Raw genomic sequence first — 13409 nt, forward strand, 5'->3', positions numbered from 1 at the left:
CCGCGCGCGTAAATCCGTGCGACTATCCGGTCTCGGCGCCCGGGCCGTCGATCATCGGGATCCGGACCCGGAAAACCGTTGTGTCCTCGCTGGATTCGGCGGTGACCGAGCCGTGGTGGGCCTTGACGATCGAATTGACGATGGCCAGGCCGAGCCCGGTGCCCGAGCTGTTGAGCCTGGAGTTGTCCGCCCGGGCGAACCGTTCGAACAAGCGGGGGAGAAGGTCCGAGTCGATGCCTGGGCCGTCGTCGGCGACGGTCAGTTCCACGTACGGCGCCTCGGGCCCGTCACGGTGGCAGGTGATCCCGGTCGTGACGGTGACCCCGGGCGGGGTGTGCACCCTGGCGTTGTGGAGCAGGTTGCTGACCAGCTGGTGCAGCCGCGCCTGATCCCCGCGGACCCACACCGGCTCGTCGGGGAGGTCCTTCACCCAATGGTGCGTCGGTGCCGCGACCGCCGCGTCGTTCACGGCGTTGACGACCAGGTCGGCAAGGTCGACGTCCTCGCTTTGCAGGTCTTGTCCTTCGCCCAGGCGGGAGAGCAGTAGCAGCTCGTCGACAAGCAGCGTCATGCGCCGGGCTTCGGATTCGATGCGTGCCAGCGCGTATTCGGTGGTCGGCGGCAGTTCCGAGCTGTCTTGGCGGGTGAGTTCGGCGTACCCCTGAATCGCCGCGAGCGGGGTCCGCAGCTCGTGGCTGGCGTCGGTGATGAATTGCCGCATCCGCAGGTCGGATTCGGCGCGCTGCGCCAGCGCACTATCGACGTTGTCCAGCAACCGGTTCAAGGTGTGGCCGACGATGCCGACCTCGTTCTGCTGGTTGGTGTCCTTCGGTCGTACCCGGACGCTGATTCGGTGGTCGTCGTCGGTCAGCGGCATGGCGGCGACTTCCGCGGCGATACCGGCCAGCCGGCGCAACGGTCGCAGGGTGTAGCCGACGACCCAGAAGGTGAGGCCCGCGGTGACCGCCAACGCCGCCGCGATGAGCAGGGTGGTGGTGACCTGTTTGCGGGCGATGATTCGGTCGGCGAGGTTCAGCGACACCCCGGCGACCAGCACATCCGATCCATCGACGTGGCTCTTGAGCCGATAGAAGCCCAGGCTGCCCAGGTTTTCGGTTCGCGGCGGGCCGTTTGCCCACGACTGCGCCTCGATTTTGCGGACCACGTCGGCGGGCGCGGGCCGTGCTTCGGCCTCCGAGAAGACCGCCGACCCGATCGCGGTGCCGTTGTGCAGCACCACTATCAAATTTCCCGGCGTCTGATCGGTGAACTGCAGCATCGCCTCAGTCAGTGGCTTGGCCTCGCCAGCCGGGTCCTGTTCGCCTCTAACGTATTTCGTGTACGAGTGGCCCAACGCGTCCAAAGAATCAGCGACGTCGGCGTCGCTCATCGCGGTGACATAGCCGCGCAGGCTCAGCACGGACACGATCCCGACCGTCATCAACACCACGCTGACAACTGCCAATACGCCCAAGAGCAGCTGTCGGCGTAACGATCGGGGCAGCCACCGCGGAAGGTCCCCGGACATGGCGTCCCGGTCTCGGCTCATTCCGGGGGCCGCAGCATGTATCCAACGCCGCGCACGGTGTGAATCATCGGTTCGCGCCCGGAATCGATCTTCTTTCTCAGATACGAGATGTAGAGATCGACGATGCTGGTGCGCCCGGCGAAGTCGTAGTTCCAGACGCGGTCGAGGATCTCGGTACGGCTCAGCGCGCGGCGGGGATTGCGCATGAGGAAGCGCAGCAGTTCGAACTCGGTCGAGGAAAGCGATATCTGTGTGCCGTCGCGGGTCACTTCGCGGCTCGCGGTGTCGAGCCTCAGGTCGCCGACTTTGAGGGTCTCGGCGGCCGGGGGCGACTGCTGGCCGGAACGGCGCAGCAACCCGCGTAGCCGGGCGACCAGCTCCTCGAGGCTGAACGGTTTGGTCATGTAGTCGTCGGCGCCGGCGGTCAGACCCGTGACCCGATCCATGACCGAGTCCCGCGCGGTGAGGAAGAGCGTCGGAGTGTAAGCGTCGGACTGGCGGACGCGTTCCAGGATTCGCAGCCCGTCCACGTCGGGAAGCATGATGTCGAGCACCAGCACGTCGGGACTGACCTTGTCGAACTTGGCGAGGGCCTCGCGGCCATTGTGGGCGATGTCGACAACCCATCCCTCATAGTGCAGCGCCATCTTCACCAGGTTGGTCAGCGCCGGCTCGTCATCGACCAACAGGACCCTGATCGGCGATCCATCGGCACGGTAAATCCTGGGCAGCTGCCCGAGGATGGCCTGGCGAGGGCGCTGGCCGCCCGCGTAGCCCGACATTGCGGTCATGTTCCTACATTCTGGCAAGGCACACACCTGACTGTCACGAAGTTCATAGGGCACTCAAATGTGGGTGCGGGACAAGTCACCGCGACGGCAGTCAAATATGAGTTTTATATGAGTCGCATCCGGCGCCTTGTTTACGAGCTGGTTTGCCAAAGGGGCGGGGCTAGCACAGCCGTTGGTTTGATCTGCCAGGCAATTCCAGGGGATATGTACAAAACCGCCCGCGCGAGAACGGGTTTGATTTATTTGCAAGGCGCTGCATTTCGCCGAATGTGGTGACAGCTGAATGCGTAGCCTCGATGCGGGGGACGACGGAGTCCTGACTCGCGTTACCAAAATTGGCCGCTTGGAACGCTTTTCGTAGCTCGGCCTCGTGGGCTCAATGCCCGCGGCCGCCGCTTCGGCAAACTCAACCAGTTAAAGGAAAGTAATGGATTTTGGCGCGTTGCCGCCGGAAGTCAACTCCGGTCGGATGTATGTGGGGCCCGGGCCCGCAACGCTGCTGGCCGCCTCGGCGGGATGGGATTCACTGGCCCTCGAGTTGAACTCGGCCGCCGGCGGATATGAATCGGTGGTCACGACCCTGACGCAGGAGTGGGCGGGCCCGACGTCGACGTCGATGGCCGCCGCGGTCGCGCCGTACGTGGTGTGGCTGCGGACCACCGCCGAGCTGTGCGAGCAGTCGGCGGTCCAGGCCACCGCCGCTGCCACGGCCTACGAAGCTGCGTACGCGATGACGGTGCCGCCGCCGCTCATCGCTGCCAACCGGGCTCGGCTCACGGCGTTGATCGCCACCAATCTCCTCGGGCAGAACACGCCGGCGATCATGGCCACCGAGGCCGAGTACAGCGAAATGTGGGCCCAGGACGCCACCGCCATGTACACCTACGCCGCCAGCTCGGCGTCCGCTGCGGCCTTCAGCACGTTCGCGCCGCCGCCCCGGACGACCAATCCCGGCGGGGTGGCGGGCCAAGCCGCCGCCATGACCCAGGCGATGGGCACCCACGCCGGCAGCACCGCCCAGACGACTTCGGCGCACCTGATGTCTTCGGTGCCGCAGGCGCTGCAGAGCCTGTCGGCCCCGGGATCGACTTCCGGTATGTCGCAGGCCGCGATGGGTACCGGGGCGTCGCTTGGGTCGTCGGGGGCGTCCGCCCCGCTCAGCGCGCTGTCCAGCCTGACCGATACGAGCAAGGGCGCCACCAAGACCGCGAACGCCGGCCTGGGCACCGCGTCCGGCCTGGCGGCGGCCCTCGGTGGTGGCTCCGGCGCAGCCGACACGGCCGGGCTGGCCTCCGATGTGGCCGGCCTGGGCGCCGACGGTGCCGGTCTGGGCGCCGACGGCGGCGGGATCGGGATCGACCTGTACGGGCTGTCGCTGGACTTCGCCGGTGTGAACTCGATTGAGGGCGCCGCGGGTGCCGAGGGCTTGGCAGGGCTGGGGAACATGGGTGGCCTTGGGGCCCTCGGTCCGATCGGCGGGCTGGGCGAAGGCGCGTCGGCGGGCGTGGGCCAGGCGGCCTCGCTGGGGACCCTGTCGGTGCCGCCGAGTTGGGCCGACACGGTGTCATCGGTGACGCCGCTCCCCGCCGCGCTCGACGCCAGCACGGCGCCGGCTGGGTGGGGCGCCGCGACGACGCCGTCGTCGGCAACCGGCCTTTCCAAGCTGCCGTTGGGCGCCATGGTCGGCCGCGAGTCCGACGGCGCGGTTCACCGCATCGGGTTCCGCCCCTCGCTCATCCCGCGTTCGCCGGTGGCCGGATAAGCCGGGGCCGCAAGGCATTCGAAACGATAAGGGCCCGCACACCACGGTGTGCGGGCCCTTTCGGGTGAAACGCGGTGTCAGGCCCAGCTGGACCCAACGGCGCTGTCGGTGCTGGCCATGTTGCTGCCGGCGCTCTGCACCTTCTGCCCGTGGGCGTTGGCCTGCTCGTAGATCACCTGGAAGTTGCGACCCAACTGGGTGATGAACTCCTGGCAGGCCACCGAACCGGCACCGCCCCAGAAGTCACCCGCCGCAAGCACATCGCGAACGATGGCCTGGTGCTCAGCCTCCAGAGACGCGGCCTGGGCGCGGATCAAGGCACCGTGGGCGTCGACATCGCCGAACTGGTAGTTAATGGTCATTTGCTTGGCTCCTTAAAGTGTTGGAAGACAGCGGGTTTCGAGTGTTAGCTGCCCAAGATCTGCTGCGAGGCCTGCTCTTGCTGCTCGTAGTTGTTCGCGTCGCGGATCAGTCCGTCCCGCACTCCGTGGAGCATGTTGACGATGTTGCGGAAGGCCTGGTTGACCTGGCCCATGGTGTCGTACGAGGTGGCCTGCGCCTGACCGCTCCAGCCCGAGCCGGCGATGTTCATCGAGGATGCCCACATCTTGCGAGCCTCGTCCTCAACCGTCTGGGCGTGGACCTCGAAGCGGCCCGCCATCGCCCGCATTTCGTGCGGGTCAGTCATAAAACGTGTTGCCATGTTGCTTTCTCCTTATCCTTCAAGCTTCGGTGTCGAAGTCTTAACAGTTCTAATTGATGCGGTGGTGGCCGCGTTATGGACAGATTACGGCCTACCGGTTAACTGATCGCCTCAAACGGGTGACATGTACCCCCTTATTTCCCGTACCGGTAATCCCGACATCAGACGACAACTTGCTTGGGCATAACGATCGGCTTGAAGCCGTACCGCGGCCCGGAGCCGTAGGCGCCGGCGCCCTTGGCCGCCGCGGCCATCCCCGGCATGCCGGGCATCGCCGTGACGGGCTCGGCCTCGGCCGCCGCCGTCCAGCCCGAGCCCTCGAGGGGAGCGGTGGAGGAAGCCAGCGACGCTGGGGCGGCCGCATTCCAGCCGGCCGGCACCGACAGCCCGCCGACCGCGGAAGCCTCGCCCAGCGCGGCCGACGCTCCCGCACCCGACACCGAGCCCACCATGGTCCCTTGCACCATGCCGCCGGCGAGAGGCGTGACGGAGTCGGTTAGGGCGAATGGGATCGACGGCACGGAACCCAAGGTGTGCCCCAGGGAGACCGCCGTCGGGATGGTGTTGCAGACCCACCATGCAGCGGTGTTGACGGCGCCGTTGATGCTGTTGAACACCGACGGGGTGCCGAGGAATCCGTCGATCGACTGCAGTAGGCCCGCGCTGCTCGGAATCGGCGGGGGTGTGTAGCCCGGGATGCTCAGAGCGTTTGCCAGCCCCTGTCCCGTGCCGTTCGTGGCGTCGAAGGCAACGGCGCTGTTGTCGATCGCGGCGGCCGCCGCCGGATTGGTGGTCGACGTCAGCGGCGTCACGGGGGTCAGCACCCCGGCGGCGAGCGAGGCCGCCTGGTACGCCGCCATTGCGGCGGCGTCTTGGGCCCACATCTCGGCGTACTCCGCGTCCAACGCGGCGATCTCGGCGGCGACGCCAGGGAGAATGGCCAAAGGCAACAACGAAGCTTGCAGCGTTCTATTCGCCACGACGACCGGTGGCGGCACCACCGCCGCGTACACCGCATCGAACGCTGCGGCCGACGCCATGGCCTGGGCGCTGGCCTGCTCCAGTGTCGCGGCCGTTTCGGTCAGGTAGGTGATGATGGGCTGGGCCGCTGCCGCTGCCGCTGCCGAGCCACCTCCCGTCCACTGCTCGCTGGTCAGCAGCGAGATGATCGACTCCCACTGGGTCGCCGTCGTGCTGATCTCGGCACCGAGGTTGGCGTACGCCGTGGCGGCTGCCATGAGCGGCGCCGAGCCCGCGCCGGAGTAGATGAGCGAGGAGGTGATCTCCGGGGGAATTGCTGCAAAGTCAAGAACCATTGTGTTTCCTGCTCCTTTTGTCTTTTGGAATTCGAAGTCTGTGGGGATTGACCGAAGGGCTAAACGGTTGCCGGTTTTGGCATGACGATCGGCTTGACGCCGTAGCGCGGCGCACCGAAGCCGGCGCTGTTGCGCGCAGCCGCGCCCATTCCCGGCATGCCCGGGATGATCGTTCCCGTACCGGCCTGCGGTGCGGCAGCGGTCCAGCCCACGGTCTGCAGCGGTGCGGCGCTGGTACCGACCAGGGGGGTGGCCGGACCGGCCCAGGTCGGCGGCACGGACAGCTTGCCGACCATGGTCGCCTGGCCCAGGCCTGCGGCAGGCAGCGCGCCTACACCGCCCATGCCCATGCCGCCGGCCATCGGCGCCGTGCTGTCGGCGAGGCCAGCGGCGTCGGCGGCCGAACCCGCTGCGTCGGCGGCGGAGGTGTCCAGCAAACCGCCACCGGCCAGACCCAGCAGGTCGGAACCGGCGGAGGCCCAGTTGCCGAAGCCGATGTTGCCGATATTGGCTCCGTTACCCGACAGGCTGAAGGGTCCACCGAGGCCGCCGCTGTAGTTGCCGGTGCCGCCGAGGAGCCACTGGAGGACGTCGAGCGGGTTGGAGCCCGTTGTGCCCGCAGACGCGCTGGGGTTTATCGAATCGAGAGCTTGAATACCGGATTGGGCCGCGTTGACGGCCTCGGTGTTTGTGTAGCTACCGGAGCTGATGCCCAGCGTTTGCGCATACTGTTCCAGCAGCGTCTGGGCCTCGCTGGCGATCGCCTGGTACTGGGTGCCGTACGCCGTGAAGATGGCCGCTTGCTGAGCTGACACCGGGTCGGCGCCCGCGGGGATGATCGCTGTCGTCGCCGGCGCGGCGCCCGCGTTCTGCGCCGCCAGGTTTGTATTGATGCCCGATAGCAACGCCTCCGCAGCTAGCATCTCTTCTGTCTGTGTCGTCAAAAATGCCATCGATTGCTCCCTACTGTTCGGAACGGCCGACCCCCATGCGGTGGATCGACCCTGAGTGTTCGCGTAACGGCCCCTGTGCGTTGGCGTAACACTAACGACCCCCAAGTCCACGTTCCCGGCCGAAAGGGGCAGGGTTACAGCCGTTTACGGCTTCTTAACGATGAGGTCGGCAGTTTTAACACTTCCCCGTTGGCCGACATAGCGGTGTCATCTGTTACCTAAAGGAAAACCGTGGTTAAGCGGCGCGGGCGCGGATCCTAGCTGAGGCGCTCTCGCGGCGCATCTTGCGAATTTCGCCTATTTCGAGACCGACGCGATGTCCCGGATTCGGCGTCGGCGCGCTACATTCGCCGCCGGGCCCCCATAGCCCAATTGGCAGAGGCAGCGGACTTAAAATCCGCACAGTGTCGGTTCGAGTCCGACTGGGGGCACCGGCGTGCGCGCACGTCAGAACACACGGTGCGAGAATCGCCAGCCGCCACCCACGGCCTGTTTCCCCGCCGCTGAGCCCACGATCGAATCGCGGCCATCCTGCTCGTGGACGTAGAGCCTTTGTGCCCTGTCGGCCGGGCGCGGTCGGGGCGAAGGATCACCGTTCACAGGGTTTAGGAGGCCAACGGTGATCAAGCAAGCCATCGTGGGCGCCGCAGTGGTGCTTCTCGTCGCCGGCTGCTCGCCACGAACACACACCAGCGGCAGCGGGACCACAACTACAACGCCGCACGCTCAGGTCGTGCGCGGATGGGTCCAACTGACCGAGGACCACATGCAAGACCTGGGTATCGCCATGGGCAAGGCCACCTATGCCATCGGCAATAAGGACTACGCCAGTCTGGGAGCGGCCTGCCACGAGGGCCATGACGCGGCAAGTTTCCTCCAGGGCCATCTGCCTTCCCCCGACAAAGAACTCACCGACGCACTGCAAGCCAGTCTCGATGATTTCGACGCCGCGTCCCACTTCTGCGTCGCCGCGGTCGAGGACAACGATGCGAACGAGGCCCGGCACGCGGGTGAGTTCATGAACTCTGCGGAGGGGCATCTCTCGACCGCCACCGCCGTCCGCGATCGCATCGTCAACGGGCAGGGATAGGTCCGCTCCGGCCGCTCCTGCCTGCCGGCGCGCTGTGTGGGAGAAGCGACAAAGGGTCCGACGCGGGAGGACCTTGGCCCCTACCTCCAGCTCGAGGGCAGGACCACAGTGAGATCACACGACTTGCGGCAACCGAGAGAGGACGAGGAAATGAATCGCGAAGTGAGCAAATTCTTCTGCGGAGCGTTCGCCGGAATCGCTTATGCGCACGCGGGTTACGCCATCGCCGCATCCGCCGGCATCATCGACGAGCCCATCTTCCTCGGAAGGAAATGGGGCGTCGGCTTCATGTGGACGGAGGCCGTTGTCTATACCGCGATCAGCGCCGCCCTCGGTTACGCCGGATGGCGTACCCAACCCCTCGACATGCGAGCGGTAAGCGCGCCGGAGACGAACGGACAGACCGAGCAGGCTGTGAGCGCCGCGAAGGTGCCTCTGTCGACGCCGAGTTGATCGTTTCCGACGCGCAGAAGGAGACCGCAGAGGGTATGGACGGTCGTCTCGGGAAGTGGTTGGCGATCTGTGCTGTCCCGCTGTTGGCCGCCGTGCCGTTCTCCTCGGCGTCAGCATCAGCAGATCCAGTCGATGATGCTTTCATCGCGTCGTTGGTGAACTACGGGATCGAAGTGCGTGACAGCGACACCGCGATCGCGATGGCCCACCGGGTGTGCACGGGATTCGACAACAACGCGAATGCGAGCGTTCTGGCGTTGAAGGTGATGCGCGATACCGATCTCACGAGGAGGGAATCCGGCTACTTCGTTGGCCTCTCCGTGGCCGCCTACTGCCCGCAGTACCGGGGGCAGATGGACAGTTCGCTGATCTGGCTGATCCCGGGTCCGCCGCTGATGTGAACGCGGAGGCATGCCGTCGGCAAGCCCAACGACGCGAGGCGCAGTAAGTTGGTCGCGACCCCACCGCGAAGGAGCCGCGCCGAAGTGACCGACGATCCGCGGGGTGACGGTGTCTCCCGTCAATACGATCGGTGGGAGTATCCGCCCCCGGTAGCCGATCTCGCGGCGTGGACCAAGAATCACTGGGATTGGTTCGATCCATTTTGGGCGCACCGCGTCCTTTGGCCTGACCGGGAGTACAAGCCGGACCTCGACATTCTCATCGCGGGTTGCGGCACCTTCCAGGCGGCCGTTTTCGCCTTCATGAATCGCGCCGCCAAGGTGATCGCGATCGACGTCAGCCGGTCAGCGCTGAAGCACCAGCAGTATTTGAAGGACGAGCACGGCCTGGACAACCTGGAATTGCATTTGCTTCCCATCGAAGAGGTGTCGACGCTGTCCCGCGACTTCGACCTCATCGTGTCCACCGGCGTCTTGCACCACATGGCGGACCCACTGGCCGGGCTCAAAGCGCTTGGCGGCTGCCTGCGCACTGATGGGGCGCTCGGCGTCATGCTTTACGCGAAGTACGGCCGGATCGGGGTCGACATGCTCGAATCGGCGTTCCGCGACCTCGGGCTGAAGCAGGATGACACTTCGGTCCAAATGGTCAAAGAGGCGATCGCGGTGCTGCCCGCCGACCACCCGGTTCGCCCCTACCTGAACGGCGCCCGCGACCTGCTGTCCGACGGTGCCCTGGTCGACACCTTCCTGCACAGTCGCCAGCGCACTTACACCGTCGAAGAATGCCTGGACCTGGTCGGCTCCGCCGGACTGGCATTCCAGGGCTGGTTTCACAAAACGCCGTACTATCCGCACGCCTTCGTCGCGCCGGCGAGCCAGTTCCAGGCGATGCTGAACCAACTACCCGACATCAAACTCTGGTCCGTGATGGAACGCCTGCAGCCGGCGAATGCCACCCACTTCTTCATCGCCTGCCGCCCGGAACGTCCGAAAGAGCATTACGCAATCGATTTCTCGACGGACGGGGCGCTTGACTACGTTCCGCTACTGCGGACGGCCTGCCTGCTGTCCGGCGACGAGATCCATTTGCCCGGCACGAAGCTGAAGCTCAACCCGGCTCAGCTGCCGTTCGTTCAGCTGGTCGACGGCCGTCGCGCGATCCGGGAGATCATCGAGTCCGTGGCACAGCGCGGCGACGTCGGTCCGGAAAACGCCCTTCTGGTAAGGGAATTCGGGCGCACGCTGTTCCAGTCGCTGTGGCGCCTCGATTTTCTGGCGATGGCGTTGAACACCAACCCATCCCGTTAGTTGTCGGCCTTTGCCGTCAGAAGACCCTGACGCAACGCAACAATCGCGTGTGCGGCCCGGTTGGCCGTTGCGGTGTAGCCTTCCAAATCCGCTGCGCTCTCGGCGTTTTCGGCCAGGGTGCGGGACAGTCGCGCCGTGTCCTTCAAGTTGCGGATCGCCGCCCAAACCGCCGCCTCAAGCTCGTCGCCGTAAGCGACCAGCAGCGACTGGGCCGTCCACGCGTGACCGACCTGGCAGCGGTATCCGTTGTCGTTAACGGCGATCAGAGCGCCGTTGCAGCTCGGGCAGGTGTACCCGGTCGGCGGCCCCAGATCCTCGATACCCACGGACGCGGCGAACTGGCTGTCCATCGCGATCTGATTCTCCAGCTCGAGTTGACCGTCCGGGTCGGCCGCCGGCTCTTCGACGTCGCGATCGGCCAGCTGCGCCAGCAAGCTACCGATCTCCTTGGCCGTCGCGGTGTGATCCGCCACGCCGGCCCTCATGGCGTTCTTCGGTAGGTCGGGAAACAGAGCGTCAGTCGGTTCCTGAACCACGGTGATTCCTCCTTTGGCCTTGATCGCGCGCAGCCCGGCGACGCCGTCGTCAAGCAGTCCCGACATCAGGACACCGATGGCGCGCGGGCCGTAGTCCAGCGCGACGGACCGGAAAAGCGCGTCGATCCCCGGTCGTCGACCGCTCTCCCACGGGCCATCCGCCAGCGCCACCCGGTGGTCGCGGGCCAGCAGATGGTGGTCGGGTACGGCGGCGTATATCCGCCCGGCCTCCAGGACGGCGCCGTCGACCGCCGCGAACGCCGGCAACGGGCCGCTTCGGTCGAGAATCTGGGCCAGCAGGGAAGGCCCGCCCCGGCTCATGTGGATGACGATCATGACGGCGAACGGGAAATCCGGCGGCATCCCCGCCGCCAACTCGCACAGCGCTTCGATGCCGCCGGCGGATGCGCCGACCGCCACCACGCCTTCGGCCGGTGTCGCCGCGCGTTCCATGGCCTCAACCTTGACCCAGATGGGCGCTGACGCCAAGGGTCATAAGCCCTCTCCTGCCCGCGGCGGCGCGTCGGGAAACCCTTGGTGGCGCGGCGATCACAGCGAGGGGAGGTGCCGCACCATTCACGTCTTGGCTCTGCGGACCAAATTTTGGGCCTGCCGCTGACGGCGCGTGGAACCGCCACTCATACACTGGCCACTCGTGGGCATGCTGTCTGGTCTTGCGCCGTGGATCGCTTACTGGGTGCTGGTCGGTAACGTCCCGTTCCATGCCTCGGCGTTGGCGGGGCTGGCGATCGCAGCCATTGCGATGGTGGTCGGGAGCCTCACCGGCAAACCCGAGCGGACGTTCGAAATCGGTTCTGCCGCCGTATTTGTGGTGCTCACCGGTCTGACTTTCGCGCGGGATGAGTGGTTCGCCCAGCGGTGGATGCTGCCGCTCAGCGTTGCCGGGTTCCTCGTGGTGACCCTGGCCGGAACGCTGACCGGCAAGCCGTTCGTGCGCGCGTTCGTGGCCGCGGAACAACCCGCCGACGTCACCAAGACCGAGCTATTCGGAAGGGTCGTCAGCGTCCTGAGCTGGATCTGGGTGGGAACGGCGACGGGCATGACGGTGTCGTCGGCGATCCCGCCGATCGTGCGCGGTGACGCCACCACCCTGGACACCAAGACCCCGTTGTCGTACGTGTGTTACTGGCTTATCCCGTTCACGCTATTGGCCCTGGCGGCACTGGCATCGCGGTTCCTGCCCGAGCGGATGCTGGCCGGCATCGACGATGTCGCGCGAGAAACCTCGTTCGTCGCGTACGACGAGGCCACCATCGACGAGCTGTACTTCCTCGCCCAGGAACACGCGAACCGGGAGGTCGGCCCCGGCAAGGAGGCCTACAACGTCAAGGTCGGGGGCATGGGCACCCCGTTGACCGGGGATGAGTCCCGCAAGTCGTGGCCCTCGACCTACAAGGTGCGCGACAAACGGCGCTGAACGCGCGAGGGTGTCCGATACGTTGGTTGCGGCCAACCACGGAGCCCCAAAGGAGTTGCGATGAACGCGCTCAGCCCAGACGCCATCCGGGCGGAAACCATCACCATCACCGGCCACGGCGGCGACGAGATTGAGGCGTACCGGGCCATGCCGCTCGCCGAGGGGTCGCGCGGCGGAGTCGTGTGGATCCATCACATGCCCGGCTACGACCGCGAAACCAAGGAGTTCGTCCGTCGGCTCGCCGTCAGCGGTTACCACGCCGTGGCCCCGAACCTCTATTCGCGCGAGGCCCCCGGTGCGTCGCCCGACGACGCCGCGGCGGCGGCACGGGCCGCCGGCGGTGTGCCCGACGAGCGGCTGGTCGGCGATGTCGCGGGCGCGGTCGAGCACCTGCGTTCCCTGCCGGGGGCCAATGGCAAGTTCGGCGTCATCGGGCACTGCTCGGGCGGGCGGCACGCCTACCTGGCGGCATGCTCGCTGCCGTTCGACGCCGCGGTGGACTGCTACGGCGCCTTCATCGTCGAGGATCCGCCGGAGGGCATGCCCAAGGCCATGAAGCCGATCCTGCAGCTGGCGCCGAACCTGAGCTGCCCGCTACTCGGCCTGTTCGGGCTCGACGACCGCTTCCCGGCGCCGCCCGCGGTGGCCGCCCTGGACGAGGAGCTGACCAGGCTGAACAAGCCGCACGAGTTCCACTCCTACGAGGGCGCGGGGCACTCGTTCTTCTCCGTCGACCGGCCCGCCTACCGGCCGGAGGCGGCCGTGGACGGCTGGCGGCGCATCGACGACTTCTTCGCCGCCCAGCTGAAAGGTTAGGTTCCGCTCCCCATGTGCACCTATCTCACCGAACACGTCGGAATCGACGGCAGTGGCAAGGGCGCCACGGGGTGGTTCGGCGCCAGCCGCGCGACGGTCTACGTCGATCACCCCGTCCACGCGCCCTACGGCCACACCGTCAACATCGACGTGATCAACCCCGAACTCGGGCCGTCGGCGCGGGTGGCGCTGGAACTCACCGAGGAGAGCGCGCTGGCGCTGGCCGACGCCATCCGCAAGGCGATCGCCCATGCGCCGGCCGGGCTCGCGTCCAAGGACCAGGCGTGACCGCCGACCGGGACTACCCGCAG

15 protein-coding genes and 1 tRNA gene are annotated in these 13409 nt (G+C 66.6%); 9 read left to right on the top strand and 7 right to left on the bottom strand.

Translation table 11 applies throughout. The annotated features are described in order from the left end of the window. Positions 1 to 22 precede the first annotated feature (22 nt). Entirely contained in the window at positions 23 to 1549 is a 1527-nt protein-coding gene (locus A5709_RS21300; RefSeq protein WP_068122232.1) for a cell wall metabolism sensor histidine kinase WalK, read from the bottom strand. Continuing rightward, positions 1546 to 2319 carry a response regulator transcription factor gene (locus A5709_RS21305; protein ID WP_067942858.1) on the bottom strand — a complete coding sequence of 258 codons (774 nt, stop codon included), beginning with the start codon at positions 2317 to 2319 and terminating at the stop codon, positions 1546 to 1548. Before A5709_RS21305 ends, A5709_RS21300 begins: the two co-directional genes overlap by 4 nt. 427 nt (positions 2320 to 2746) lie before the next feature. Between A5709_RS21305 and A5709_RS21310 the strand changes: the two genes are divergently transcribed. Next, positions 2747 to 4081 (top strand): PPE family protein, encoded by a 1335-nt coding sequence (locus A5709_RS21310; protein ID WP_068122235.1) that lies wholly within the window; start codon positions 2747 to 2749, stop codon positions 4079 to 4081. 77 nt (positions 4082 to 4158) lie between these two features. Here A5709_RS21310 and A5709_RS21315 read toward each other — a convergent pair whose 3' ends face one another. The 4 genes from A5709_RS21315 to A5709_RS21330 form a co-directional block, all read right to left on the bottom strand. Then, positions 4159 to 4443 carry a WXG100 family type VII secretion target gene (locus tag A5709_RS21315; protein ID WP_046182844.1) on the bottom strand — a complete coding sequence of 95 codons (285 nt, stop codon included), beginning with the start codon at positions 4441 to 4443 and terminating at the stop codon, positions 4159 to 4161. A 44-nt stretch (positions 4444 to 4487) separates the two neighbouring features. Further along, complete coding sequence (locus A5709_RS21320) at positions 4488 to 4784, bottom strand: WXG100 family type VII secretion target (protein ID WP_007771418.1); 297 nt, start codon at positions 4782 to 4784, stop codon at positions 4488 to 4490. 161 nt (positions 4785 to 4945) lie between these two features. After that, complete coding sequence (locus tag A5709_RS21325) at positions 4946 to 6100, bottom strand: PPE domain-containing protein (RefSeq protein WP_067947590.1); 1155 nt, start codon at positions 6098 to 6100, stop codon at positions 4946 to 4948. A gap of 59 nt (positions 6101 to 6159) precedes the next feature. Further along, the gene (locus tag A5709_RS21330) at positions 6160 to 7053 is read right to left on the bottom strand and encodes a PE domain-containing protein (RefSeq protein WP_067947592.1); all 894 of its coding nucleotides are present in this window, start codon (positions 7051 to 7053) and stop codon (positions 6160 to 6162) included. A gap of 357 nt (positions 7054 to 7410) precedes the next feature. Here A5709_RS21330 and A5709_RS21335 point away from each other — a divergent pair. From A5709_RS21335 to A5709_RS21355, 5 genes are all read left to right on the top strand, one after another. Continuing rightward, positions 7411 to 7484: transfer RNA gene (locus A5709_RS21335), tRNA-Leu, on the top strand. A gap of 188 nt (positions 7485 to 7672) precedes the next feature. Continuing rightward, on the top strand, positions 7673 to 8143 hold the full coding sequence (locus A5709_RS21340; protein ID WP_068012266.1) for a hypothetical protein: 471 nt from the start codon (positions 7673 to 7675) through the stop codon (positions 8141 to 8143). A 150-nt stretch (positions 8144 to 8293) separates the two neighbouring features. Continuing rightward, positions 8294 to 8596 (top strand): hypothetical protein, encoded by a 303-nt coding sequence (locus A5709_RS21345; protein ID WP_067945010.1) that lies wholly within the window; start codon positions 8294 to 8296, stop codon positions 8594 to 8596. Positions 8597 to 8631: 35 nt separating this feature from the next. Beyond that, positions 8632 to 8997 carry a DUF732 domain-containing protein gene (locus A5709_RS21350; RefSeq protein WP_067945013.1) on the top strand — a complete coding sequence of 122 codons (366 nt, stop codon included), beginning with the start codon at positions 8632 to 8634 and terminating at the stop codon, positions 8995 to 8997. An 84-nt stretch (positions 8998 to 9081) separates the two neighbouring features. After that, positions 9082 to 10308: a methyltransferase gene (locus A5709_RS21355; RefSeq protein ID WP_068122238.1), complete on the top strand. Its 1227-nt coding sequence runs from the start codon at positions 9082 to 9084 to the stop codon at positions 10306 to 10308. On the opposite strand, the gene A5709_RS21360 is transcribed toward A5709_RS21355, so the two are convergent. Further along, on the bottom strand, positions 10305 to 11297 hold the full coding sequence (locus A5709_RS21360; RefSeq protein WP_067945027.1) for a chemotaxis protein CheB: 993 nt from the start codon (positions 11295 to 11297) through the stop codon (positions 10305 to 10307). The two genes, A5709_RS21355 and A5709_RS21360, sit on opposite strands and share 4 nt — an antisense overlap. Positions 11298 to 11499: 202 nt before the next feature. On the opposite strand from A5709_RS21360, the gene A5709_RS21365 reads away from it, so the two are divergent. From A5709_RS21365 to A5709_RS21375, 3 genes are read left to right on the top strand one after another with little or no spacing between them, the layout of a single operon-like run. Beyond that, positions 11500 to 12282, top strand: coding sequence for a hypothetical protein (locus tag A5709_RS21365; protein ID WP_068122243.1), 783 nt, complete (start codon positions 11500 to 11502; stop codon positions 12280 to 12282). A 60-nt stretch (positions 12283 to 12342) separates the two neighbouring features. After that, positions 12343 to 13098, top strand: a complete 756-nt coding sequence (locus A5709_RS21370) for a dienelactone hydrolase family protein (RefSeq protein ID WP_068122245.1) — start codon at positions 12343 to 12345, stop codon at positions 13096 to 13098. A 12-nt stretch (positions 13099 to 13110) separates the two neighbouring features. Then, positions 13111 to 13386, top strand: coding sequence for a DUF6295 family protein (locus A5709_RS21375; protein ID WP_067945019.1), 276 nt, complete (start codon positions 13111 to 13113; stop codon positions 13384 to 13386). Positions 13387 to 13409: the final 23 nt, after the last annotated feature.

This window comes from Mycobacterium sp. E1386 (genome assembly GCF_001672745.1).
In the GTDB taxonomy this organism is placed as follows: Bacteria; Actinomycetota; Actinomycetes; order Mycobacteriales; family Mycobacteriaceae; genus Mycobacterium.

Excerpts from the sequence above, each read along its gene's own strand:
- A5709_RS21300 (WP_068122232.1), bottom strand. The coding sequence starts at position 1,549 with ATGAGCCGAGACCGGGACGCCATGTCCGGGGACCTTCCGCGGTGGCTG.
- A5709_RS21305 (WP_067942858.1), bottom strand. The coding sequence starts at position 2,319 with ATGACCGCAATGTCGGGCTACGCGGGCGGCCAGCGCCCTCGCCAGGCC.
- A5709_RS21310 (WP_068122235.1), top strand. The coding sequence starts at position 2,747 with ATGGATTTTGGCGCGTTGCCGCCGGAAGTCAACTCCGGTCGGATGTAT.
- A5709_RS21315 (WP_046182844.1), bottom strand. The coding sequence starts at position 4,443 with ATGACCATTAACTACCAGTTCGGCGATGTCGACGCCCACGGTGCCTTG.
- A5709_RS21320 (WP_007771418.1), bottom strand. The coding sequence starts at position 4,784 with ATGGCAACACGTTTTATGACTGACCCGCACGAAATGCGGGCGATGGCG.
- A5709_RS21325 (WP_067947590.1), bottom strand. The coding sequence starts at position 6,100 with ATGGTTCTTGACTTTGCAGCAATTCCCCCGGAGATCACCTCCTCGCTC.
- A5709_RS21330 (WP_067947592.1), bottom strand. The coding sequence starts at position 7,053 with ATGGCATTTTTGACGACACAGACAGAAGAGATGCTAGCTGCGGAGGCG.
- A5709_RS21345 (WP_067945010.1), top strand. The coding sequence starts at position 8,294 with ATGAATCGCGAAGTGAGCAAATTCTTCTGCGGAGCGTTCGCCGGAATC.
- A5709_RS21350 (WP_067945013.1), top strand. The coding sequence starts at position 8,632 with ATGGACGGTCGTCTCGGGAAGTGGTTGGCGATCTGTGCTGTCCCGCTG.
- A5709_RS21360 (WP_067945027.1), bottom strand. The coding sequence starts at position 11,297 with ATGGAACGCGCGGCGACACCGGCCGAAGGCGTGGTGGCGGTCGGCGCA.
- A5709_RS21370 (WP_068122245.1), top strand. The coding sequence starts at position 12,343 with ATGAACGCGCTCAGCCCAGACGCCATCCGGGCGGAAACCATCACCATC.
- A5709_RS21375 (WP_067945019.1), top strand. The coding sequence starts at position 13,111 with ATGTGCACCTATCTCACCGAACACGTCGGAATCGACGGCAGTGGCAAG.